This is a genomic window from Demequina muriae, assembly GCF_030418295.1.
In the GTDB taxonomy this organism is placed as follows: domain Bacteria; phylum Actinomycetota; class Actinomycetes; order Actinomycetales; family Demequinaceae; genus Demequina; species Demequina muriae.
On the sequence record NZ_JAUHQA010000001.1, the window covers coordinates 526,982 to 549,999 of the forward strand.

At 69.0% G+C, this 23,018-nt stretch carries 19 protein-coding genes; 11 read left to right on the plus strand and 8 right to left on the minus strand.

Features of this window, described 5'->3' with window-relative positions:
• Window positions 1–118 precede the first annotated feature (118 nt).
• Window positions 119–598 (minus strand): Dps family protein, encoded by a 480-nt coding sequence (locus QQX02_RS02430; protein WP_301140991.1) that lies wholly within the window; start codon window positions 596–598, stop codon window positions 119–121.
• 117 nt (window positions 599–715) lie between these two features.
• Here QQX02_RS02430 and QQX02_RS02435 point away from each other — a divergent pair, with 117 nt between their 5' ends.
• The 3 genes from QQX02_RS02435 (at window position 716) to QQX02_RS02445 (ending at window position 3,927) form a co-directional block, all read left to right on the plus strand.
• Window positions 716–1,225 carry a CoA-binding protein gene (locus QQX02_RS02435; RefSeq protein WP_301140992.1) on the plus strand — a complete coding sequence of 170 codons (510 nt, stop codon included), beginning with the start codon at window positions 716–718 and terminating at the stop codon, window positions 1,223–1,225.
• Between the two features lie 77 nt (window positions 1,226–1,302).
• Window positions 1,303–2,574, plus strand: a complete 1,272-nt coding sequence (locus tag QQX02_RS02440; RefSeq protein ID WP_301140993.1) for a GNAT family N-acetyltransferase — start codon at window positions 1,303–1,305, stop codon at window positions 2,572–2,574.
• 90 nt (window positions 2,575–2,664) lie between these two features.
• The gene (locus tag QQX02_RS02445) at window positions 2,665–3,927 is read left to right on the plus strand and encodes a GNAT family N-acetyltransferase (protein ID WP_301140994.1); all 1,263 of its coding nucleotides are present in this window, start codon (window positions 2,665–2,667) and stop codon (window positions 3,925–3,927) included.
• Window positions 3,928–4,038: 111 nt separating this feature from the next.
• On the opposite strand, the gene QQX02_RS02450 is transcribed toward QQX02_RS02445, so the two are convergent.
• A complete protein-coding gene (locus QQX02_RS02450; RefSeq protein ID WP_301140995.1) occupies window positions 4,039–4,488 on the minus strand; it encodes a ribose-5-phosphate isomerase in 450 nt (149 codons plus the stop codon).
• A 122-nt stretch (window positions 4,489–4,610) separates the two neighbouring features.
• On the opposite strand from QQX02_RS02450, the gene QQX02_RS02455 reads away from it, so the two are divergent.
• Window positions 4,611–6,548 carry a M13 family metallopeptidase gene (locus tag QQX02_RS02455; protein ID WP_301140996.1) on the plus strand — a complete coding sequence of 646 codons (1,938 nt, stop codon included), beginning with the start codon at window positions 4,611–4,613 and terminating at the stop codon, window positions 6,546–6,548.
• Between the two features lie 436 nt (window positions 6,549–6,984).
• On the opposite strand, the gene QQX02_RS02460 is transcribed toward QQX02_RS02455, so the two are convergent.
• From QQX02_RS02460 to QQX02_RS02470, 3 genes are all read right to left on the minus strand, one after another.
• The gene (locus QQX02_RS02460) at window positions 6,985–7,794 is read right to left on the minus strand and encodes a MerR family transcriptional regulator (protein WP_301140997.1); all 810 of its coding nucleotides are present in this window, start codon (window positions 7,792–7,794) and stop codon (window positions 6,985–6,987) included.
• Window positions 7,791–8,282: a GyrI-like domain-containing protein gene (locus QQX02_RS02465; protein ID WP_301140998.1), complete on the minus strand. Its 492-nt coding sequence runs from the start codon at window positions 8,280–8,282 to the stop codon at window positions 7,791–7,793. The genes QQX02_RS02460 and QQX02_RS02465 overlap by 4 nt, the downstream gene beginning before the upstream one ends.
• Before the next feature lie 118 nt (window positions 8,283–8,400).
• A complete protein-coding gene (locus QQX02_RS02470; RefSeq protein ID WP_301143634.1) occupies window positions 8,401–10,260 on the minus strand; it encodes an ABC transporter ATP-binding protein in 1,860 nt (619 codons plus the stop codon).
• Window positions 10,261–10,442: 182 nt separating this feature from the next.
• On the opposite strand from QQX02_RS02470, the gene QQX02_RS02475 reads away from it, so the two are divergent.
• From QQX02_RS02475 to QQX02_RS02495, 5 genes are read left to right on the plus strand one after another with little or no spacing between them, the layout of a single operon-like run.
• The gene (locus QQX02_RS02475) at window positions 10,443–11,312 is read left to right on the plus strand and encodes a CDP-alcohol phosphatidyltransferase family protein (RefSeq protein WP_301141000.1); all 870 of its coding nucleotides are present in this window, start codon (window positions 10,443–10,445) and stop codon (window positions 11,310–11,312) included.
• A 52-nt stretch (window positions 11,313–11,364) separates the two neighbouring features.
• Window positions 11,365–12,360, plus strand: a complete 996-nt coding sequence (locus QQX02_RS02480; protein WP_301141001.1) for a hypothetical protein — start codon at window positions 11,365–11,367, stop codon at window positions 12,358–12,360.
• A gap of 50 nt (window positions 12,361–12,410) precedes the next feature.
• The gene (locus QQX02_RS02485; RefSeq protein ID WP_301141002.1) at window positions 12,411–13,070 is read left to right on the plus strand and encodes a pentapeptide repeat-containing protein; all 660 of its coding nucleotides are present in this window, start codon (window positions 12,411–12,413) and stop codon (window positions 13,068–13,070) included.
• A 42-nt stretch (window positions 13,071–13,112) separates the two neighbouring features.
• Window positions 13,113–13,610, plus strand: coding sequence for a tRNA (cytidine(34)-2'-O)-methyltransferase (locus QQX02_RS02490; RefSeq protein ID WP_301141003.1), 498 nt, complete (start codon window positions 13,113–13,115; stop codon window positions 13,608–13,610).
• Window positions 13,607–14,326, plus strand: coding sequence for a polyamine aminopropyltransferase (locus QQX02_RS02495; protein ID WP_301141005.1), 720 nt, complete (start codon window positions 13,607–13,609; stop codon window positions 14,324–14,326). The genes QQX02_RS02490 and QQX02_RS02495 overlap by 4 nt, the downstream gene beginning before the upstream one ends.
• 17 nt (window positions 14,327–14,343) lie before the next feature.
• Here QQX02_RS02495 and QQX02_RS02500 read toward each other — a convergent pair whose 3' ends face one another.
• The 3 genes from QQX02_RS02500 to QQX02_RS02510 form a co-directional block, all read right to left on the minus strand.
• Complete coding sequence (locus tag QQX02_RS02500) at window positions 14,344–14,844, minus strand: ClbS/DfsB family four-helix bundle protein (RefSeq protein ID WP_301141006.1); 501 nt, start codon at window positions 14,842–14,844, stop codon at window positions 14,344–14,346.
• Window positions 14,845–14,989: 145 nt separating this feature from the next.
• The gene (locus QQX02_RS02505; RefSeq protein ID WP_301141008.1) at window positions 14,990–15,631 is read right to left on the minus strand and encodes a dihydrofolate reductase family protein; all 642 of its coding nucleotides are present in this window, start codon (window positions 15,629–15,631) and stop codon (window positions 14,990–14,992) included.
• A 69-nt stretch (window positions 15,632–15,700) separates the two neighbouring features.
• Window positions 15,701–17,065 (minus strand): MFS transporter, encoded by a 1,365-nt coding sequence (locus QQX02_RS02510; RefSeq protein ID WP_301141010.1) that lies wholly within the window; start codon window positions 17,063–17,065, stop codon window positions 15,701–15,703.
• A gap of 206 nt (window positions 17,066–17,271) precedes the next feature.
• On the opposite strand from QQX02_RS02510, the gene QQX02_RS02515 reads away from it, so the two are divergent.
• Together QQX02_RS02515 and pepN are read left to right on the plus strand one after the other, a co-directional pair.
• Entirely contained in the window at window positions 17,272–20,268 is a 2,997-nt protein-coding gene (locus tag QQX02_RS02515; protein ID WP_301141011.1) for an EAL domain-containing protein, read from the plus strand.
• A gap of 46 nt (window positions 20,269–20,314) precedes the next feature.
• A complete protein-coding gene (gene pepN / locus QQX02_RS02520) occupies window positions 20,315–22,903 on the plus strand; it encodes an aminopeptidase N (RefSeq protein WP_301141013.1) in 2,589 nt (862 codons plus the stop codon).
• Window positions 22,904–23,018: the final 115 nt, after the last annotated feature.

The window sequence follows — 23,018 nt, forward strand, 5'->3', positions numbered from 1 at the left end:
ATGACAACGGGCCCCCGCCGTGCGGCGAGGGCCCGTGAGTCCCGAGGGGGGTCGGGGACTCGTCCCGGGAGGGGACAGTGTCAGCGCCGTGAACCGAACCCGGTCACGACTGGCGCCATCAGGAGGCGAAGGCCCGGAGCATCCAGGCCGTCTCCTCGTGGAAGTCGAGGCGCCCGTTGTAGAGGTCTGCGGTCGCGCCGTCGCCGGCCTCGTCCGCGGCCTCCGACAGGGGCCGGATCGCCGCGGCGATGGCCTCGTGGTCGCGCTGCAGGTTCTTCACCATGGTCATGGCGTCGGACGCGGGCTCGTGGTCCTTGAGAGTCGCGAGCTCGAGCATCTCCGCCATCGAGCCAGGCGCCTCCACGCCGAGCGCACGCATGCGCTCCGCAAGGTCATCTGCCGCGAGGAAGAGTGCGTTGTACTGCTCTTCGAGCATGAGGTGCAGCGAGCGGAAGTGAGGTCCCGTGACGTTCCAGTGGTAGCCCTGGGTCTTCAGGTACAGGGTGAACGTGTCGGCCAGCGCCTGCCCGAGTCCTGCATTGATGGACTTGAGGTCCTCTTCCTTGATACCGATGTCGGGACTTGACTTGGTCGCCATTGCTGTCTCCTTCACGTCTGTTCCTCTGAGGTCGGACACCCAGGTAACGAGCCGTCCCTGTGGGCCATTCCCACACCGATTTCGGGAATGTCCGGCGTGCCGGTACGTTCCGGAGGTATGAGCATCAAGTTGCCCGGACAGCCGTCAGGCGAGGCCTGCCCCACCCCAGGATCCGCTGGCTCCACGCACGCACTCGACGACGACGCGCTGGTGGATCTGCTGGCTGGCGCGCGAACCGTCGCCGTCGTCGGCGCATCGCCGAACGACCACCGCACCAGCTACTCGATCGCCGCGTGGCTCATGACGCGCACGCCGTTCGAGGTCTACCTCGTCAACCCGATGGCCGAAGGCCAGGAGATCCGCGGCCACGGCTTCTACTCGTCGCTCGCCGAGCTGCCCGTGGTCCCTGACATCGTGGACGTGTTCCGGCGCTCCGAGCACGTGCCTCCCGTGGCGGACGACGCGATCGCCGTGGGTGCGCGCGCACTGTGGATGCAGCTCGGCGTCGCCCACGCGGAGTCGGCAGCGCTCGCGCGCGATGCCGGACTCGATGTCGTCGAGAACCGCTGCATCAAGGTGGAGTACGAGCGCCTCCGCGACGCCGTGGAGCAGGCCGCAGCCGAGTAGCAGGTCCGCTCCCAGCCGCACTGAACCTCGCCCCGCTGCGCGAGCGCAAAGTCGCCGTCTGGTGCCACAATCGTGGCGTGACCACACCTCAGGGCTATCACGCCCTCTCCGTTGACCATTCCCGTGCCGCCGAGGTCCTGCACGTCGACGCCTTCGCCTTCGCGTTCACGGTCCCGGAGAAGGACGCCGGGTTCATCCACGACATCCTGCCGTGGGACCGCACGCGGGCGATCGAGGTCGTCGATCCGCTGCGCGGGCGCGTCGGCACGCTTGCCGCGGTCCACGCGTCGTTCGCGTTCAAGACGCGAGTGCCGGGCGGCCGCGAGGTGGCGACCGCAGGTCTCAGCTGGGTGGGCGTCCACCCCGGACATCGCCGCCGCGGGCTGCTGCGCGCGATGATCCACGACCACTTCTCCCGGTCCCTGGCTCGCGGCGAGGTCATCTCGACACTGTTCGCTGCGGAGACCCAGATCTACCAGCGGTTCGGCTACGGCCTGGCGGCGACCGAGGCACGCGTCCAGCTGGGCCGAGGCGTCGACATCCGCCCGCTCGAGGGCTCGGACGCTCTCTCGGTCGAGATCGACTCCGCTTCTCTCGAGCGCCACGGCGACGAGATCCGCTCGATCCAGTCGCGCATGGCCCGGCCCGGCACCGTCACGACTCTCGCACCGCAGACCTTGGCCGACATCCTCATGGACCTCGAGATCGACCGCGAGGGCGGCGAGGAGCTGCGGATCGCGGTCGTGCGCGATGGCGCGGACCCCGTCGCATGGGCGCTGTTCCAGCGCAAGGGCGACTGGGGAGACTCCGGACCCGACGGCAAGGTCAGGGTGCGGGCGTGGGGCGCGCTCGACGCGGCGTCCACCGTGCGCCTCTGGGGGGTGCTCGTCGACTTCGACCTGATGGCGACCACCTACGCGGGCAAGTTCGCGCTCGACGACCCGCTCCTCCTCCGCCTCAAGGACATCCGCTCGGCGAAGGTCGCAGTGGCCGACAATCTGTGGGTCCGCATCCTCGACGTCGCCGAGGCGCTGCAGGCGCGCGGATACGCCGCAGAATGCGATGTCACGATCCATCTCGAGGACGCGTTCCTGCCGCTCAACGCTGGCGTGTGGAGGATCCACGTGGCCAGCGGCGAGGCGCGCGTCACACGGGACGACGGCGCGGACCCGGCCAGCGCGGACCTCCGGATCGACATCCAGGAGCTGGGGGCCGCGTACCTGGGCGGCACCACCATCACGGAGCTGCTGCGCGCGGGGCTCGTCGACGAGCGCACTCCCGGCACTGCGGCAGAGCTGTCCCGAGCGATGGCCTCGGACATCAAGCCCGTCGCGAACTTCGGGTTCTAGCGACCATGCGCCCCGACCTTCGCCTCGCTCGCAGACAGTGCGTGGGCGTCAGGGTTTGGGGCCCGAGCAGAAACCTGGAACCCTAGGGGCATGAAGAAGGCAGAGGGTTACCAGTCCATCACCGTCCCCGAGGCGCGACTCGACGAGTTCTTCCAGGTGGTCCAGTGGGCCTTCGTGGGCGAGTGGCTCATCGAGGACCGGCAGGACTACATCGACGCTCTGCCCGTGGAGCGGGCCCGCGGCCTCGAGGTCACGGACGAGCGTCGCGGCGCCGTCGGCGAGATCGCTGCCGTGCACGCGAGCTTCGGCACCGAGATGATCACCCCCGGAGGCCGTCGTGTCAGCGCGGCGGGACTGTCCTGGCTGGGCGTCCACCCGTCGCACCGCCGTCGGGGCCTGATGACCGAGATGATGCACGACCACTTCCGTCGGTGCCTCGAGCGCGGTGAGGCAGTGAGCACGCTGTACGCGATGGAGGCGGAGATCTACGCCCGCTTCGGATACGGCATGGGCGCGCAGACGGTCAAGGCGTCGATCCCGCGCGGCCCTCGCATGTGGAAGGTCGAAGGCGCCGACGAGCTCACGGTGCGACTCGAGCGTGCGGACTTCGATGCCCATGACCAGTTGGTCGCAGACCTGCAGGCCAAGCTCACCCGTCCTGGCACGATCCTCAATCCCGTGGGCTCCGGCCGCAACGCGCGCTTCACGGACCCGCTCGGCAACCGCAAGGGCATGGAGAAGTGGCGCATCGCCATCGTCGAGGACCGCGGCGAGCCCGTCGCCTACGCGTTCTTCCGCCGCAAGGCCGATTCTGACATCGGCATCCACGACGGGATCTGCCAGGTGCGCGAGCACGGTGCGCTCACTCCCGCCGCCTCGCAGCGACTGTGGGAGACGCTGACCGACTTCGACCTCGTCGAGACCACCTACACCGAGAATCTCGCCACCGACGATCCCCTGCTGCATCAGCTCAAGGACGCCCGCGGGGCTCGCTCCAAGGTGATCGACAACCTGTGGGTGCGCCTGCTCGACGTCCCGACGGCGCTCCAGTCACGCGAGTACTTCCACGACTGCGACGTGACCGTGGGGCTCACCGACAAGCACGTCCCCGACAACGCTGGCACATGGCGCATCGTCGTCCGCGACGGAGAGGCCACCGTCACCCGCGCCGAGGGCGCAGTGGCAGACCTGACCATGGACGTGCGCCACCTGTCCACCGTCTACTTGGGCGGCACCAGCGTCGAGTCGCTCGCCGCCGCCGGCCAGGTGCTCGAGCACACTCCTGGCCAGGCCCGCGAACTTGCAGTCGCGATGATGTCGCCTGTCGCTCCCCTGGCGAACTGGGACTTCTAGCGACAGCGCCGCGCGCGAGAGAGGGACATGAGTGCGGGATTCCGCGTGAATCCAGCACTCATGTCCCGCCAGGACAGCACTGGAGCGGCAGCGGCCGCGTAAGTCAGAGGCTCAGCGCCGCTTCTCGTACGACGTCATCGCGTCGATGCGGCGCTGGTGACGAGCGTCGCCGCTGAACGGCTCGGCCACGAAGGCATCCGCGATCGCCGTGGCGTCCTCGAGCGAGTGCATGCGACCGCCGATGGACCCCACCTGCGCATCGTTGTGCTGGCGCGCGAGCCGCGCGGTCTCCTCCGACCAGATGAGCGCGGCACGGATGCCCGTCACCCGGTTGGCGGCGAGCTGCTCGCCATTGCCCGAGCCACCGATGACGATCCCCAGTGATCCCGGCTCGTCGCGCACGCCCTCGGCGGCGGAGATGCAGAACGCCGGATAGTCGTCCTGAGCGTCGTACTCCTCGGCACCGTGGTCCACCACGTCGTGGCCAGCGGCATCGAAATGGGCCTTGAGGTGCTGCTTGAGCTCGAACCCGGCGTGATCGGCGGCGATATGGATGCGCATGGGACCATCCTGCCAGGCCCGCCCGCCAGCGCGCGCTCCGCAGCCCCGCAGCGCCCCCGACGCGACCTCGCCGACAGCGAAACCGTCCCAGCCCGCGCATCGGCCCCCCATAGGGTGAGGACATGGCACTTCATTCCGGCATCGACCAGTCCGAGTTCTCCCCCACCGTGCGTCCGCAGGACGACTTCTTCCGCTACGTGAGCGGCCCCTGGGCGGAGTCGCACGTCATCCCGGACGACCGCGCCGCTGACGGCAGCTTCTACACGCTGCGCGACGAGGCGGAGAAGCACACCCGCGCAATCATCGAGGCGGCGGATCCCGAGTCGCAGATCGGCGGGCTGTACGCGAGCTTCATGGACGTCGAGCGCGCCAACGCCTTGGGCACCACGCCGCTCGAGGAGGACTTCGTGGCGATCGCCGATGCGCAGGATCGCGCCGCGCTCGCCGTCACCATGGGTGCGCTGCAGCGCACCGGGGTGGGCGGCGCCGTCGGCTACTACGTGTTCGCGGACAAGAACGACCCCGACAAGAACGTGGTCTACCTGTCCCAGTACGGGCTCGGCCTCCCCGACGAGGCGTACTACCGCGAGGATGCTCACGCGGAGACCCGCGAGAAGTACGTCGCACACATCGACCGCATGGCGGCCCTCACCGGCGTGGGCTTCACCGGAGAAGGCATCATGGCGCTCGAGACGGCGCTCGCGAGCCACCACTGGGACAACGTCAAGACGCGCGAGGCCGAGCTCACGCACAACCCCACCACGCTGGACCGGCTCGTCGCCGAGGCGCCCGGCTTCGACTGGCGGGCGTGGGCCGACGCGATCCACCTTCCTGAGGCCGCGCACGACCTGCTGATCGCCGGCGAGCCGAGCTTCTTCGAGGCTTTCGCGCAGCTGTGGGCGGAGACGGCCATCGCCGACTGGCAGTCGTACCTGCGCTGGCGCGTGGTGAACTCCCGTGCCCCGTACCTGACGGAGGAGATCTCCCAGGCGAACTTCTCGTTCTACGGCACGGTGCTCTCGGGAGCCACGCAGCAGCGGGAGCGCTGGAAGCGCGGCGTGGGCTTCGTCGAGGCCGTGGCGGGCGAGCTGGTGGGCCAGGAGTACGTGAAGGAGCACTTCCCGCCCACCCACAAGGCGCATATGGATCGCCTGGTCGCGAACCTCATCGAGGCGTACCGGCAGTCCATCACCCAGCTCGACTGGATGACGCCGTCGACCAAGCAGCGCGCCCTCGATAAGCTCGCGCAGTTCACGCCCAAGATCGGCTACCCCGAGAAGTGGCGCGACTTCACCGGCCTGGAGGTGTCGCCTCACGACCTGGTGGGCAACATGCGCGCCTCGTCGAGGTTCGATGAGGACTGGGAGTGGTCCAAGATCGGCAAGCCGGTGGACCGCTCCGAGTGGCTGATGACGCCGCAGACGGTCAACGCCTACTACCTGCCGCTCGCTAACGAGATCGCTTTCCCGGCCGCGATCCTGCAGCCCCCGTTCTTCCACCCGGACGCGGACGACGCGGTCAACTACGGCGGCATCGGCTCCGTGATCGGCCACGAGATCGGCCACGGCTTCGACGACCAGGGCTCCAAGTACGACGGTCGCGGCAAGCTCGAGGACTGGTGGACCGAGGCCGACCGTGCCGCCTTCATGGAGCGCGCCAACCGACTCATCGACCAGTACAACGGCTACTCGCCGAAGCAGCTGAGCGACGAGCACGTGGTCAACGGCGCGCTCACCGTGGGCGAGAATATCGGTGACCTGGCGGGCGTCGAGATCGCGCTCAAGGCCTACGAGATCTCGCTCGGCCACCCCATCGCCGAGGCCCCCGAGGTGGACGGGCTCACCGCGACCCAGCGCTTCTTCATCGGATACGCCCTGACCGAGCGCATGGTCGCTCGCGACGAGTCGCTGGTCACGCGCCTGGCGATGGACCCCCACTCGCCCAGCGAGTTCCGCGTGAACGGCATCGTCCGCAACGTGGGCGCGTGGTACGAGGCCTTCGAGGTCACCGAGGAGGACGAGCTGTGGCTCGACCCCGAGGCGCGCGTGAGCATCTGGTAGTCCGCACGGGGTTACCCTGGAGTCAGGCCCCGCTGTGGGGCTGTCGCCCACCTCTAGGAGGCACGCATGGCTGAGAAGCAGAGCATCGACCTGATCGACAAGGGCGCTGAGACGCCCGCCGCCGAGAACACCGGCGGATGCTGCGGCGGCAGCTGCGGCTGCGGCAACTAGTCGACCCAACAGTTCTAGACGGACGGCGGGATCGGGCCTACGGGCCCGGTCCCGCCGTTTCGCTTTCCCCACCCGGCCGATGTTCGGCTCGGCCTGCGGTCTCCCCACTGACCTCCCGCGCGGAGCTCAGTGAGGAAGACACACCTGCAGCTTCCGCACTGACCAATCTCGCCACCGTCAGTCCGGACGTCACAGCCGCGCGGCCGATGCGCTTGCCTGGGTCAGGCCAGGGCGCACGGCCGATGCGGGCGGCGGGCCGATGGCGTCACGCGCGCATCGGCACGCGGTAGCGCTGCGCCACCTGGCAGCGGAACGGATCGCCATCGAGATAGACCTCGCGTGGATGCCCCGACGGGCGGCAGGGTCCTCGTGAAGCGGCGGCACGCACCGCGTCGAACGAACGCAGAATGGTCGGGAACTGCACTTCGCCGAGGGGAACGTCGACAAAGAACTCGGATCCCGCGGGTTCGACACCGTCGGCGACTGCCCGGTCCGCCACCGGCACGCGTACTTCCACCGGCCCATCCGACTCCCAGCCGACCTCGCCGTGGTACACCACCACGAGTGGTTGGCTGCGGTCGACGGCCTGACCTGCGCGTTGTGCCATCGCGCGCGCCGTCTCCTCGATGTGTGCGGGCAGCTCGGCAGCGGTCGTATGCAGCGTGCGGGCCACGAAGGCCCGCTCGGCCACCTCCCGGCTGAACACCTCCACGCCGACGTCCGCCATCGGTGGCGACTCGGCGCCGAGCGCGATCGCGACGTTGTCCAAGAGCGCGAGGTTGCGCTCGTGACCGTGGATGGTCTCCGCCCGGTACTCGGCGATCACGGCGCTGCGATCGCCATCGTCGGCGTCGAGGACCGCACCGATCCGATCCAGTGGCATTCCCGCTCGTCGCAGCAGCGCGATGGAACGCGCGCGCTCCGCTTGCGCCTCCCGGTAGTACCGGTACCCCGTGTACTCGTCCACGAGGTCGGGCAGGAGCAGCCCTCGCCGTTCGTACAGGCGCAACGCCTTCGCAGACAGCCACGTCAGTCGACTGAACTCTCCGATGGACAGTCGTGAGGAGGTGGTCACCTCAACAAGTATGTGACTTCGATCGCCCACTTGCTGCGATCGGGCTCGGACTCCGGGTCCGTGAGGAACTGCTCGGTGCGCGCATGCCAGTGAATGCCGTCGGCGCGCTCGTCGATCGCGAGGTCGAGACCGTGCTCTCCCGCCCATGTCCACATCTCCGCGTGCACGCGGTCCAGGATGTCCGGGCCACCCTCCGGGCGAGCGACGAGGTAGCGGCCGGCCGGGATCTCTCCGGTCTCGAAGCCGTCGCCGATCTCCATGCATGCAGAGACCGGCACCGAGACCGTCAGATCCATCGGCTCGGTCGCCGTCCGCAGCCGCCGGTACTGGTAGATCGGGCCTCCGAGGGGGATGCCCCCGGCTTCCGCGAGAGCCGCATAGATCGTGGGCACGTGGGCATTGACGCGGCCCCAGTGCGCCAGCTCGCCGGTCGTGGAGACGCCCACCCAGGGACGCGCCGCACGCTCTTCGACAGTGAAATCAGTCATGGTCTTCCTTTCGTGCACCATCCGCCTCTCGGAGGTGTCACGCACCAGCACACCGCTTCACCCAGGGGCAAGGTCAAGGCACGGCCCATGGCCGATGCGCGTGCGTGGGTCGCGCCCGTCAGTCGCGCTGCTCGGCCTTGAGCCGGGCGAACAGACCCCCCGCAGCGGTGAGCTCAGCCGCGGTGCCGGACTCCACGATGCGGCCGCCGTCGACCACGTGGATCACGTCCGCATCGGCGATCGTGGACAGCCGATGCGCGACCACCAGGGTCGTACGCCCCTCGGCGGCACGGTCGAGCGCCACCTGGACGATGCGCTCGCTCACGGTGTCGAGCGCGCTGGTCGCCTCATCGAGGAGCAGCACGGGCGGGTCCTTGAGGAGCACGCGCGCGATCGCGATGCGCTGCTTCTCACCGCCGGACAGCCGGTATCCCCTCTCCCCCACGACCGTGTCGTAGCCGTGCTCGAACCGCTGGATCTGGTCGTGGATGTTGGCGTCGCGGCAGGCGGCGATGAGGTCGTCGTCGCTGGCATCGGGCTTGGCGTAGCGCAGGTTCTCCGCGATCGTCGCGTGGAACAGATAGGTCTCCTGGCTGACCACGCCGATCTTCTCGACGATCGACTCGTGGGTCAGCTCCCGCACGTCCGCTCCCGCGAACAGCACCGCCCCCGAGCTCGCCTCGTGGAGCCGCGCCGCCAAGTACACCACCGTGGTCTTGCCCGCTCCTGAAGGCCCCACGAACGCCACCGTCTGCCCCGGCTCGGCGACGAACGACACGCCATCCAGGGTGGGGACCGCATCGGCCGCCGCGTCGGGGTACCGGAAGGTGACGTCACGGAACTCGACCCTGCCCACCGGGCCGGGAGCCTCGGCGGCGTCCCGCGCATCGGGCGCATCCACGATCGCGGGCGTCAGGTCCAGGTACTCGAAGATGCGGGCGAACAGCGCGCGCGACGTCTGCACCTCGAGGGCGACGCGCATGAGCGCCATCAGCGGGAACAGCAGGCGCGCCTGAATCGCGGTGAACGCGACCACGGTGCCGGCCGTGATGGCGGGCTCGACGCCCTGGTCGTTCGCACGGGCGATCAGCAGGCCCGACGCCAGGTAGATGACCGCCGGGACGGAGCTCATGATCACGGTCACGACGCCGAAGAACCACTGGCCCGACATCGACAGCCGCACCTGCAGGCCGATCTGGTTCGCGTTCTCCGCGCCGTAGCGCCCGGACTCGAGCCGCTGCCGGTTGTAAACCTTGGACAGCAGGATGCCGCTCACGGACAGCGTCTCCTGAGTGATCGCCGTCATCTCCGACAGCGACTCCTGCGTGCTGGACGCGAGCCGCGCACGCACCTGGCCCACGCGGCGCTGCACCAGCACCAGCGCGGGCATGAGCACCACCGCGATCAGCGTGAGCCGCCAATCGAGCAGGATCATCGCCACGAGCGACGCGAGCACGGTCACCGAGTTGCCGACGATGCTCGAGATGAACGTGGTGAGCACCCCGGAGACGCCGCCCACGTCATTCTGGAGCCGGGACTGGATCACGCCGGTCTTGGTGCGCGTGAAGAACGCGAGATCCATCGACTGCAGCTTGTCGAACAGGCGCATGCGCAGGTCGCCGGTGACCTTGTTGCCGACCGACGCGGTCACATAGGTCTGCCACACCCCGAGCACCGCTACCCCTAAGAAGATCGCGATGACGAGCGCCACGAGTTCGATCAAGAGAGTGATCTGGGGCCCGCCGGCCGGGAACAGCGCATCGTCGAAGATGCGCTCGACGATGAGGGGCGGGATGACGCCGGCCGATGCGGTGGTCACCACGAGCGCGGCCGTGAGAATCAGCTGGCGCCGGTACGGGGCGAAGAGCGCGCCCACGCGGCGCCACAGATCGGGGATGTCAGGTGCATCCGCGTTCGCGGCCCGCTGCGCGGACTCGTCGCGACCGGCCGTCCCGCGGCTGTGACCGGCACCGCCCATCGCGGCACGGCGCGATCCGGGGGGTGCGGGCAGGCTCATAGTCGCCAGCGTAATGCGCACCGCGTCGTGGTCAGCGCTGGTGCACGCGGGTCCAGCGTGCTACCACGCCCCCGCAACCAGGGGGGATAACGTCTCATGACGGGTTTCTTAACTTTGGGTGAACCCCCTGCTAAAATTGTCGGATGGCCATCCACACTCCGGTGCACGACAGCGGGTACCTCTTCGGCGAGGGCTCCGTCCGCCTGCACCCGCGACGCGTCGTGGATCCCGCACGCATCGATGTGCCGCTCGACAAGATTCGAGAGATCGGCCAGCCCCCGGCGATCCGCGGACGTGCGATGGCCGAGCACTGGAGCGCATCGCTCTACTGGCGCAAGGTGTCGCCGCGTCTCACCCGGCGGTTCCTCGCCGCCGGCCTGAGCGCCGATGCCGTCACCGTGGGCGTGATCCTCACCGGCTGGATGGCCGCGCTGTCGCTGCTCATCCCGTCGATTGCGGGTCCGCTCCTGGCGGCCGTGTTCGCTCAGACGCAGATGCTCGTCGACGCCTCCGACGGCGAGGTCGCGCGGGTGCGCGGCACGTCGGGACCGCGCGGCGTCTTCCTCGACAAGATCGCGCACTACACGACCGAAGGTCTCATCCCGATCACGCTCGGGGCCTCCGTGGCGATCTCCATGGGCGACGTGCTTCCCCTGGCACTCGGCGCCCTGCTCGGGTCGATGGTGCTGATGAACAAGCTCCTCAACGACGCCGTTCACGTCGCCCGCGGCGCGGTGGGCATGCCGAACGTTCCTGACTCCCATGAGGCTCGCGAGATCGGGCGCCCGATGCTCCGCCTCGCTCGCAAGGCCTTCAACCTGGTGCCGCTGCACCGCGTGTATCACTCCGTCGAGATGACGCACCTGATCCTCATCGCCGCGCTCGTGCAGACTGTGGTGGGCGCTCCCGTGCTGTGGTGGACGCTCATCGCGCTCGTGGCGATCACGCCGTTCGTGCTCGCGGGACACTTCGTCGCGATCATGGCGTCGCCCAAGCTCCGCCCCATTCGCTGAGCTTCGCCGCGCTGCCCGCGCGCTCATGCCGCGGGCTCCCTAGGGTGGGCGCATGACTCCCGATCCTGAGAACGGCTCCCCCGCGCCCAGCCATACCGCCGAAGGACGAGACGCTGTCGAGCGCCCGCCGGCCCACGGCGAGCCGGCGCGCCCGCTTCCCGCCGCATCGGCCGTCCTCGCGGGCGTGGCGTCCGCCGCGCTCGGGCTGGCGCCGTGGCTCGTCACGGGCATGACGCTTCCCCTCCAGAACATCTGGGAGACGGACACGCTCCCCGAGGAGATGCCGCTCGCGCTGCTGCCGCTCAGCCAGTACTACCTGGTCGCATCGGTCGCGATGGTCGTGATGGGCTCCGCCTTCGCCGGTGCGCTCGCACGACTCGCCGCGAGCATCGGTCGCCCGGTCCGCCTCTGGCTGGTGGGTGCGGGGGCGGCCGCCGTGCAGGTGGTCGCGCTCGTCCAGACTGCGGCGGTGCTGCAAGGCGGGCTCGAGGATTCAACCCGGGCACTCGTGTACCTCCTCGGCATGATCGCGGGAGTGAGCGTCGGGATCGTCGTGGGACTGCTCGTGATGACCGGCCTCGCGCGCGCAGGCACGGCAGGCACCACGGTGGCGATCACGTTCGCGGCTCTCGCTCTCGCGCAGTGGCTGCCGACCCTGATCCAGCCCATCGGCGCGATGCCCTCGTACGACACCCCGCAGCTGGTCTACGACACCGTGCGGTGGCTGCCCGTGCTCATCGTCGCCGTGGCCGTCGGATGGTGCGGGGTGATGACGGTCAGACGCGCGCTGGCGAGCGTCGTATCGCTCCTGGCGCTGTGGATCGTGCCCGCCGTCGTCGTCGCCTTCACCTACGCCGTGGGCAGCCGGATCTACCTGCAGGACCCCTCCGAGCTCATTCCGGCGGGCACGCACGTGTTCCGCAGCGCTCTGACCTCAGCGGGGACCCCTCAGCACATGCTCGTGGCCGTCGTCGTCGCGATCATGGTGGGGATCGTGCTGGTCGCCGCGCGGAGCATGCGCGACACCCCCGCCCCCGGGGCCGACTGAGCGTCCGCGCCACGCTGCCGGGCCTCGTCGACTCGACCTACAGTGACGTCATGGCCCTCGAGATCACCCCGCCCCGCCTCGAACCCGTGGAGCTCCCCCCTCTGACCCGCGCCGATACCTACGACCTCGACGAAGGACCGCGCTTCGACGCGCTCGACGTCAGCGGGCTGGACTTCGACACCCGCGACCTGACCGACTCCTCGTTCACGGAGTGCGACCTGAGCCGCACCCATCTCGGCGAGGCGACGCTGACGGGCGTCACGCTCACCGACTGCAGGGCCGATGCGGTGGCTGCCGCGTCACTCAACGCGCCCTCGAGCAGGTGGCGCCGCTGCGAGATCACACGCTCGCGCATCGGCGCCGCGGAGCTGCACAGCGGCGAGTGGTCGGAGTCCGTCGTCACGGGGAGCAAGTTCGGCTACCTGAACCTTCGGGGGACGCGGCTCACGGACGTGGTGTTCGAGGACTGCGTGGTCGACGACCTCGACCTGATGGACGCCGAGCTGGTGCGGGGAGCGTTCCGTGGCTGCACCGTCCAGACCCTCACGGTCCGCCGGGCACGCATGACCCACGTGGACCTGCGCGGACTGGACTTCGCCGGCCTCGACGACGTCGAGGGCATGCGCGGAGCAGCGATCTCAGCGCAGCAGCTCATCGACGTGGCGCCGCTGCTCGCCGCTCACCAGGGGATCCTCGTCGACGAGACGTGAGCCCTGGGCGCGCGCCCATGCGGGGCCTGGGATGATGGCGGCATGTCCGCCGCGCCCCACGTCGCCTTCTACGAGCCCCGCATCCCCGAGAACACGGGTGCCGCGATCCGACTCTCGGCGGTGACGGGCTCGCACCTGCACCTCATCGAACCGCTGGGCTTCGACCTGTCCGAACCCAAGCTGCGACGGGCCGGGCTGGACTATCACGACCTCGCGACGGTGACCGTCCACCCCGACTTCGATGCGCTGCTGGACGCGATGCCCTCGTCACGGGTGTTCGCCTTCACCGCGCACGCCACCACGATCTACTCCGACCTCGAGTACCGGCCCGACGACGTGCTGCTGTTCGGCCCCGAGCCCACCGGCCTGCCAGAAGAGGCCATGGCGCATGCCAGGGTCACGGACCGCGTGAGGATCCCGATGCTGCCCGGTAGGCGATCGCTGAACCTGTCCAACTCGGCTGCGTTGGTGACGTACGAGGCGTGGCGCCAGGCGGGGTTCGCCGTCGCGACCGCACCGACCGAAGGAGACCTGTCATGAGCGCACGCTTCGAGGAACTGGGGTGGGGCCCGACACCCATCGGCGAGGTGAGCCTGCGCCGGCGGCTCGACCCTGTCACGCGCGTCGACGTGTTCGAGGTCAAGCTGGGCGACGAATGGCTGATGTCCAGCCAGTTCACCGTCGCCGAAGAGGCGCTCGCTCACCACGGTCTCGCTCGGCTCGGTGACCGGCCCGTGGACGTCGTCGTGGGCGGCCTCGGGCTCGGCTACACCGCCGCGAGCGCTCTCGAGCATGCCGCCGTGCGCGACCTGGCCGTGGTCGAGCTGCTGGAGCCGGTCATCGAGTGGCACGAGAAAGGATTGGTCCCCCTGGGACCGGTGCTGACGGCCGATGCGCGGTGCGCCTTCGTGCAGGGCGACTTCTTCGCGATGAGTCACGAGGGCGGCTACGACCCCGCGGCGCCGGGTCGCACCTTCGACGCGGTGCTGCTGGACATCGACCATTCGCCGCGACACCTTCTCGACGACGGCAGCGCCGGGTTCTACGGGCTGGAGGGCATGCGCGCCGTCGCCTCGCGGATCGCCCCCGGGGGCGTCTACGCGATGTGGTCCAACGACCCGCCGGACGCCGACTACGTCGCGATCCTCGAGCAGGTGTTCGTGGACGTGGAGGCCGAGGTCATCACCTTCCCGAACCCGCTGCAGGGCCGCGACGCCACCGCGACGGTCTACCTGGCGTCGACGCCGAGCGAGTAGCGCGCCCGCCGGGGGCCTCAGCTGCGGGCGTGCCGGCGCAGCTTCTTGAGTGCCCAGTCGTCATGGCTGGACGTGTTGGAGACGCAGTAGGCGCCCAGCGAGGTCGATCCCGTCCATGGATAGAACTTCTTGGTGAACAGTTCGTCGTCGGTGTGGGACTCGATCATCGCGACCACGTCGTCATAGGACTCTCGATACAGGTCGAGCGCCTGCGCCAGGCTGGTGCCCACGTGCTTGTCCCGGAGGGCCACGTTCATGGGCGCGTAGGAGTTCCAACGGTAGCCGTCGGGGAGGAACGACGCCCCGTCGCCATGAGTGTTCGCGTGCTCCCACGCGAGCAGCAGCAGGTGCCACTCGTGGAGGTGGACGAGGACGTCGCGCACGTTGCGATCCCGGTCGTCGAAGACGAACTCAGCGTCGCGCTTGTGGGGCGGCAGGGCGTCGATCAGGTCGAGAACCCGCCGTCTGCTGGCCTTGCACTCCTTCAGCAGCCCGTGCTTGGTCGTTGGCCTTGCCATCACGCACACCCCCAGTGGTCGATACGGGGACGTGTCCTCACCATCCTGGCACCGCGCGAAGCGCCTGCCAAGAGGCGGTGTGCTGCGACAGCAGTACCCGTGGCCCAGTCCCGCCACAGCGTTCGAAGGCCCCGCACTCGAAAGTTCAGCGCTCGAAGGTGAGGTGGACGACGCCGCTCTCGGCCGTCTCCGTCGTGACGGTGTACCCGGACTCGAGGCCACGCAGGTCGTCCCACAGCCGAATGCCGCGGCCGAGCAGGATCGGCGTGATTCCCACGTGCAGTCGATCCACCAGGCCGGCCTTGAGGAACTCGCGAGCCACGGTCGCGCCGCCTCCCACCCGGACGTCTTTGCCCTGCGCCGCGTCGATCGCGAGCGCGAGCGCATCGGCCGGAGTGGCCGAGAGGAAGTGAAAGGTCGTTCCGCCCTTCATCTCGAGGGTGGAGCGTTCGGAGTGCGTGAGCACGAAGACGGGGAACCCGAACGGCGGCTCCTCACCCCACCAGCCGCGCCACTCGGGATCATTCGGGTGAGCGTGCAGCCCGAACATGCCCGCGCCCATGATCTCGGCGCCGACCTCCGCGAAGTACTCCTGGGCGTACCGGTCGTCGACGCCCGTGGTGCCTCTGCCCTCCGTCTCCTGGAACACGCGAGCGCGGACGGTGCGGGTCGCGACGTAGGGAGCGACCAGCCGCCACCAGTCCTTGCCGATGGGATCGTCTGGCGTGCCATCGGTCGTCGTGGCGAAGCCGTCCAGCGAGATGTTGAGATCGATGCGCACTGCCATGGACGCCCCCTGACGAACGGAACTCTTCGCGCTCAAGCCTACTGACGCATCGGCCGCATCGCCGGGGCGCTACGCGACGGGGTGACGGTCGTCGTAGTCCCGGAATCGTTGTCCGTCGCGCGAGCGCCGCAGGCGCGACAGCACCGCGATGAGACCGATGATCGCGAACCCGCCGACGAGGGGCGGGCACCACAGTGCGACGGCGGTCGCGAGGATGCCTGCGTACATGTCGCCGATGCGCGGGCCGCCGGTGACCACCACGACGAAGATGCCTTGCAGCCGGCCGCGCATCTCGTCGGGAGCGGCCTTGATGATCATGGTCTGGCGGAAGATCGCACTGACCTCGTCCGAGGCGCCCATTCCGGCCATCGCGACACCGAGCAGTACGAGCGCGGGCCAGTAGATCCCGGACCAGCCCGCCGCCGCATCGTGCTCGACGACGCTCATCAGCAGGGTGCCGGCGCCGAACAGCACCGCGAAGCCTCCGAACACCGTGATCGCACGCGTGATCGCGATGCCGTGGCGGTGGATGTGCGCGACGGGACCGGAGAACAGGCTCACGAGGATGGTCCCCACGGCGCCTGCCGCGGTGAGGGCGCCCACGGTGAGCGCACCGCCGCCCACGATCGTCGCGCCGAGCGCGGGGAACAGCACGTAGGGACGGCCGAACGTCATCGCGACGATGTCCACGATGAAGCTCATGCGGATGTTGGGGCTGCGCTTGAGGAAGCCCAGGCCTGCGCGCACCTGTCCCCACCCGGCCTCGACGCGCTCGCCCAGGCGCGGCAGCGAGGGGAGCATCCATACCCCCAGGAACCCGACGGTGAACAGCACGGCGTCGACGGCGAACGTCCACGGCAGGCCGATGCTCGCGGCGAGGACTCCTGCGAGGGCGGGGCCTACGGTGAGCTGGGTGCCGAAGCCGATGCCGTTCAGCGCGGTGGCTCGGGAGATCAGCTCGGGAGGGAGGATGCGTCCCACCACGGAGCCGCGGGTGGCGCCGGAGATGGTGGCGGCGACGGCATTGATGGTGGTGACCAGGTAGAACGGCCAGACGGGGGCGTGCGTGCCTGCTGGTCCAGAGCTGAGCACGGCGTCCCATGTCGACAGCGCGACCAGACCCAGCACCGAGAGCCACGCGATGAGCGAGGAGGCGATGAGCAGCCTGCGTCGGTCGAAGACGTCCGCGAGCATCCCGCCCCAGAGGCCGGCGATGATCATCGGCAGCAGCGCGATGCCCCCCACGAGGCCCACGGCGAACGTGGACTCGGTGATCTCGTAGATCTGCAGGCCCACGGCCACGATGGACATCTGCGACCCGATGCCGGCGACCACGCCGCCCACCCACAGACGCGCGAACGCGGGGCTGGCTCTCAGAGGGGCGAGGTCCACCATCCGACGACGGCGCTGCCCCGCAACGTCGGTCTGGGTCACCGGAGCATTCTACGTTTCCGGCGCGGGCCGCACGTCGCCCTGCGCGGGGTGACGGGCGCGGCCGTGCGCGTCGACTAATCTGAGATTGAGGGATCCAAGAAGTCGGATCCCTGCAGGCGCGCGCGGCGATCCCGAGCGCGATGCGTTTACCCGCCACAACGAAGGGGCGACATGCACGGCCAGTCACGCGATGACGACGGTGGAGCATGACTCGCCCACTGACCGCCCTGGTGCTCACGCCCAGCCTCGGCGGAGACTTCTTCGGCAGCCTCATCCCTGGCCTGGCCAGGGAGATCGTCGCTGCCGATGGCCGCCTCATCGTCGTCGAGACCCGCCAGGAGCACTCGCCACGAGACGAGGCAGGTGAACCGGGAGACTTCTCGATCCCGGTCGCCTGGGCCGAGGTGGACGGTCTGATCTCGATCACCACCGCCGCGGGTGCTGACCACCTGGCGCGCGCGCACGCGGCGGGCAAGCCCGTCGTCCTGCTGTCGAGCACGCAGATGGGGGATCTCGAAGCGCCGGTGGTCCGGCCGGACAACCGGCACGGGATCATCGCAGCGGTGGAGCACCTCGTCGAGCACGGTCACACCAGGATCGGCTTCGTCGGCAATCTCGCGCAGCGCGACATCCGCGACCGCTTCGACGCCTACCGAGAGGCGCTCGGCGCCCAGGGCCTCCCGGCTGACCCCGAACTGGTCTTCGCGACGCCCTCGAACGGTGAGGTCGGCGGCACGGTGGCGGCGCCTCAAGTGCTCGCTGCGCCTCGTCGCCCCACGGCCCTGGTGGTCGGCACCGACCGCAACGCGATCGGGCTGATGAGCGCGCTCGCCGATGAGGGCGTGCGCGTCCCTCACGACATCGCCGTCGTGGCGTTCGACAACATCGCCGCCGGCACCTTCACCTCACCCGCCCTGTCCAGCGTGGATCCCCGCTTCGATGAGGTGGGCGCGCTGGCGGGCAGGCTGCTCTTGGCCCAGATCCAGGGAGAACAGGTTCCCGCCACCGCCGTCACCCCCGAGTCAGCCATCCTCATGGCACGGGAGTCCTGCGGGTGCGACCCGGACGCGCAGCGCCGGGGCGAGGCCGGCACCGATCTGGCTGCGGAGGATCAACCTCGCCTCCGCCGCCGGGCGCTGCGCGGAGCGCTCGAGAGAGAGCTGCTCACCGGCGACTCCGAGGCGGACGGCCTGGCGACTGCGGCGATCGACGCGATCGTGAACGATGCGATCACCCTGATCAACCTCGGTGACGACGCCACGACGGCGCAGATCAAGGCGTTCACCGCGTCGCTCCAGGCGGTCACGTCGCGCCCCGACACGCTCCGTGGGGTCATGGACGCGATGCGCGACTACGCCCAGCACGCCGGCACCTGGGTCGCGCCCGCGACCGCCGGCGCATCGCCCGTCTCCGCCCGGATCGCCGCCGTGCTGTGGAAGGCCCAGGCGAGCGCGTTCCTTCGCCAGGCGGAGCAGACGGACGTCGCGATCGTCGAGCAGTACGCCGTGGACGCCGGATTGCTCGACACGGGCGGCGCCGACCCTCGCGATCTGTCGTGGCTCGCGGGCACCAGCGTCAAGGCGGGCGCCCTGGCGCTGTGGGACGACGGACCGTCCTCGGGCCTGCTGACGATCGTGGGCGACTACGACGGTGAGGGTGACGGGCTCGGGCTCACTGGCCTGGGCACCCAGAGCGACCGCTTCCCCCCGGAAGAACTCATCGCACGCGCCTCGACGGCCGCCCGTGAGGTGTGCGTGGTGGTGCCGGTGAGCACTCGGGAGCAGGACTGGGGGCTGCTCGCCGTGGTGGTCGAGATCGACCCGACGGCCGTCCGCGACACACATCAGCACTGGGCAGCGCTGCTGTGCGCCGCCCTCGAGTCCCAGCGTCGACAGGAAGAGGTGCGAAGGAGCGCGCTGTTCGACTCCCTCACCGGGCTGCCGAACAGGCAGCTCTTCATCGAGCACCTCGACAAGGCCATCGCGCTCCATGCGCGCAACGGAACGCCCTACTCCGTCCTGTTCCTCGACCTCGACGGCTTCAAGCTCATCAACGACTCGCTCGGGCATCAGATGGGCGACCGCGTGCTGAAGAGGGTGGCGGCCGAACTGTCGCGCACGTGTCGCGCAGCGGACACGGCGGCGCGCTTCGGAGGCGACGAGTTCGTGGTGCTGCTCGCCGACACCGATGCCGACAGCGCCATGGAGGCCGCCTCGCGGGTGCAGGCCGCGCTCGACACCGTGCCGGTCTTCGACGGTCATGAGGTCATCACCAGAGCGAGCATCGGGATCGCGTCCAGCGAGAACGGCTACGAGAGCGCCGACGCCGTGCTGCGCGACGCTGACGCCGCCATGTACCGCGCCAAGTCGGAGGAGCCGGGGACCGTCGCCTACTTCGACGCGCCGATGCACGACAACGCTGTGCGTCGCGCCGAGCTCGCCAAGGACGTGCTGCGAGCCCTGCAGGAGGGCGAGTTCGAGGTGCACTACCAGCCGATCGTGAACCTCAGCACCGGGCTCACGGATCGCTTCGAGGCGCTCGTGCGATGGAACCACCCCGACCGCGGACTCATCGAGCCCGGCGAGTTCCTCGCCGACATCGAAGAGACCTCCCTCATAATCGAGCTGGGCCACTGGGTGCTGGAAGAGGTGTGCCGCCAACTGGTCGAGTGGGTGCCGCAGGTCGCCAATGTCAGCATCAATGTCTCGGACAAGGAGTTCTGGAGCCAGAACCTGCTGACCCGGGTGCTCAGCACCCTGGAGCGCTACGACCTCCCGCCGGAGCTCCTCACCCTCGAGATCACCGAAGGCGTGCTGATGCGCCGCCCGGAGATGGCGCTGCTCATCATGCGCAGGCTTCACGACGCGGGCCTCAAGCTCCACATCGACGACTTCGGCACGGGCTACTCCTCCCTCGAGACCCTCCACCGCTTCCCGCTGGAGGCGTTCAAGATCGACCGGTCGTTCATCCAGACCCTCACCAGCGCCGAGGAGAGCTCCGAGCTCATCTCCTCCCTGGTCAAGCTGGCGAAGGCGCTGGGGCTCTCGGTGGTCGCGGCCGGCGTCGAGACCGAGGCTCAGCTGTCGCTCCTGCAGGAGCTCGGGTGCGCGACCGGCCAGGGTTTCCTGTTCATGCCGGCCGTCACAGGCGAGCGGGCAGGTCAGCTGCTCGGTCGCTCTCTTCATGAGTCGGATCTGGTCTAGGGCCCATCGTCCTTCGCATGTCGGGCAGTCATGACAGAATCTGGGCATGCCTGGTACGAACCTCACGCGCGCAGAGGCCGAGGCCCGCGCCGCCGTCATCTCCACCGAGACCTACGCCGTCGAGCTTGACCTCACCACCCACGAGGACACTTTCCGCTCGACGACGACCGTTCGCTTCTCCGCCACCCCTGGGGAATCGACCTTCATCGACCTGATCGCGCCCACGGTGCACCGCATCACGCTCAACGGTGCGGACCTGGATCCCGAGCAGCACTTCGCGGACAGCCGCATCGCACTGCCGGACCTTCAGGAGAGCAACGAGCTCACCGTGGTCGCCGACTGCGAGTACATGAACACCGGCGAGGGACTGCACCGGTTCGTGGACCCCGAGGACGGCGAGGTCTACCTCTACAGCCAGTTCGAGGTCGCCGACACCCGCCGCGTCTATGCGGTGTTCGAGCAGCCCGACCTCAAGGCCGCCTTCACCTTCTCGGTGATCGCACCCGAGCACTGGCACGTGCTGTCGAACAACCCCGGCACGAAGACCGCGGTCGACGGCGAGGTCGTCATCGCCGAGAAGTCGCGTGCGAAGGCGCGCTGGGACTTCTCCGAGACCACTCGCCTCCCCTGCTACGTGACCGCGATCGTCGCGGGTCCGTACCACCGTGTCGAGGGCACCATCGAGTCCCGCAAGGGCACCATCGGCGCGGATGTGTACTGCCGCAGCGCGCTGGCGGAGTTCCTCGATGCGGACGTGATCCGGGGCGACGCTCAGGCCGGCTTCACGTTCTACGAGGACAAGTTCCAGATGGACTACCCGTTCGAGAAGTACGACCAGATCTTCGTGCCCGAGTTCAACGCCGGGGCGATGGAGAACGCGGGCTGCGTGACGTTCCTCGAGGACTACGTGTTCCGCTCCAAGGCGGCAGAGGCCCGCATCGAGCGGCGCACCGTCACCGTGCTGCACGAGCTCGCGCACATGTGGTTCGGCGACCTGGTCACCATGAAGTGGTGGAACGACCTGTGGCTGAACGAGTCCTTCGCGGAGTACGTCTCCACTGTCGCGACGGTCGAGACCACCAAGTGGAAGGACAACTGGGTCACGTTCAACTCGCTCGAGAAGACGTGGGCCGCGCGCCAGGACCAGCTGCCGTCAACGCACCCGATCATGGCGGACATCAGGGACCTGGAGGACGTAGAGGTCAACTTCGACGGCATCACCTATGCGAAGGGCGCGTCCGTGCTCAAGCAGCTCGCCGCATGGGTGGGACAGGACCAGTTCTTCGCTGGCGTCGCGGAGTACTTCCGCAAGCACCACCACTCCAACACCACGCTGAGCGACCTGCTGGTCGAGCTCGAGGCCACGTCCGGCCGCGACCTCGCGGCGTGGTCCGAGGTGTGGCTCCAGAAGGCCGGCATCACCACGCTGCGCCCGGAGATCGAGGTCGACACCCACGATGACATCGCCGTGTTCGCCGTGCGCCAGGAGGTTCCGAGCGAGTGGCCCACGCAGCGGCCGCACCGCATCGGAGTCGGCGGCTACGACGTCGTCGTGTCCGAGTCGGGCGAGACCCGCCTCGAGCGCACCATGTTCGTCGAGACCGACATCAGCGGTGCACGCACCGAGATTCCCGAGCTCGTCGGCAAGCACCGCCCGGCGCTGATTCTCGTCAACGACGGGGACCTGGCGTACGCGAAGGTGCGGCTCGATGAGCAGTCGCTCGCCACCGCGGTGGAGCACGTCAGCAGCTTTTCGGACCCACTCGCGCGTTCCATGGTGCTCACGGCGGCGTGGGACATGACCCGCGACGGCGAGATGCCCGCGCGCCAGTTCGTCGACCTCGTGCTCAGGAACATCGCGCACGAGTCCCAGTCGACCACGGTGATGGTGCTGCTGCGTCAGCTCGACACCGCCCTGTCGCTGTATGTGCACCCGGACCACGCCAAGGAGGCGTGCGAGAACGCCGCCGAGTCGCTCTGGCTGCTCGCCATCGAGTCCGAGCCGGGGTCGGACAATCAGCTTCAGTTCGTGCGCGCCTTCGCCTCACTCGCGTGCACCGACATTCAGCTGGACAACCTCCAGGGCCTGCTCGACGGCAAGCTCAGCCTGGGAGGCCTGCCGATCGACTCCGACCTCGCATGGGACCTCGTCATCGGACTCGCGATCGGCGGGCGCGTGGGCGAGTACGCGATCGAGCTGCAGCTGGCCCGGGATGCCACCGCCTCCGGCCAGCGCCGTGCCGCGCATGCCATGGCCGCGATCGCCACGCCTGAGGGCAAGCGCAAGACGTGGGACTCGCTGGTCAACGCTGAGAAGGACATGCCGAACGCGCTGCAGTTCTCCGCCACCGCAGGGTTCATGCACGTCAGCAGCACCACGCTGCTCGAGCCGTTTGTCGACGACTACTTCGCGTCGATCCGCCGCCTCTACTCCGAGAAGACCAACGAGATGGCCACCGGCCTGATCGAGGGCCTGTACCCGGTGCAGCTGGCCGGCCGCTACGACGGCCTTCAAGAGAAGGCCGATGCGTGGCTCGCCGAGAACGACGACGCTCACGATGCACTCAAGCGACTGGTGATCGAAGGACGCGACGGGGTCCGGCGCGCCCTCGAGAACCAGGCCAAGGACAAATAGCTCGACCCAGCAGTGAATCGCGAAGGGGCGGCGGCCCGTCGGCCGCCGCCCTTTCGCATGCCCCGCCCCGCCTCCACGCGGCAGCTCCCTGGGGTCGGGCGCGGGTGACGGCGGA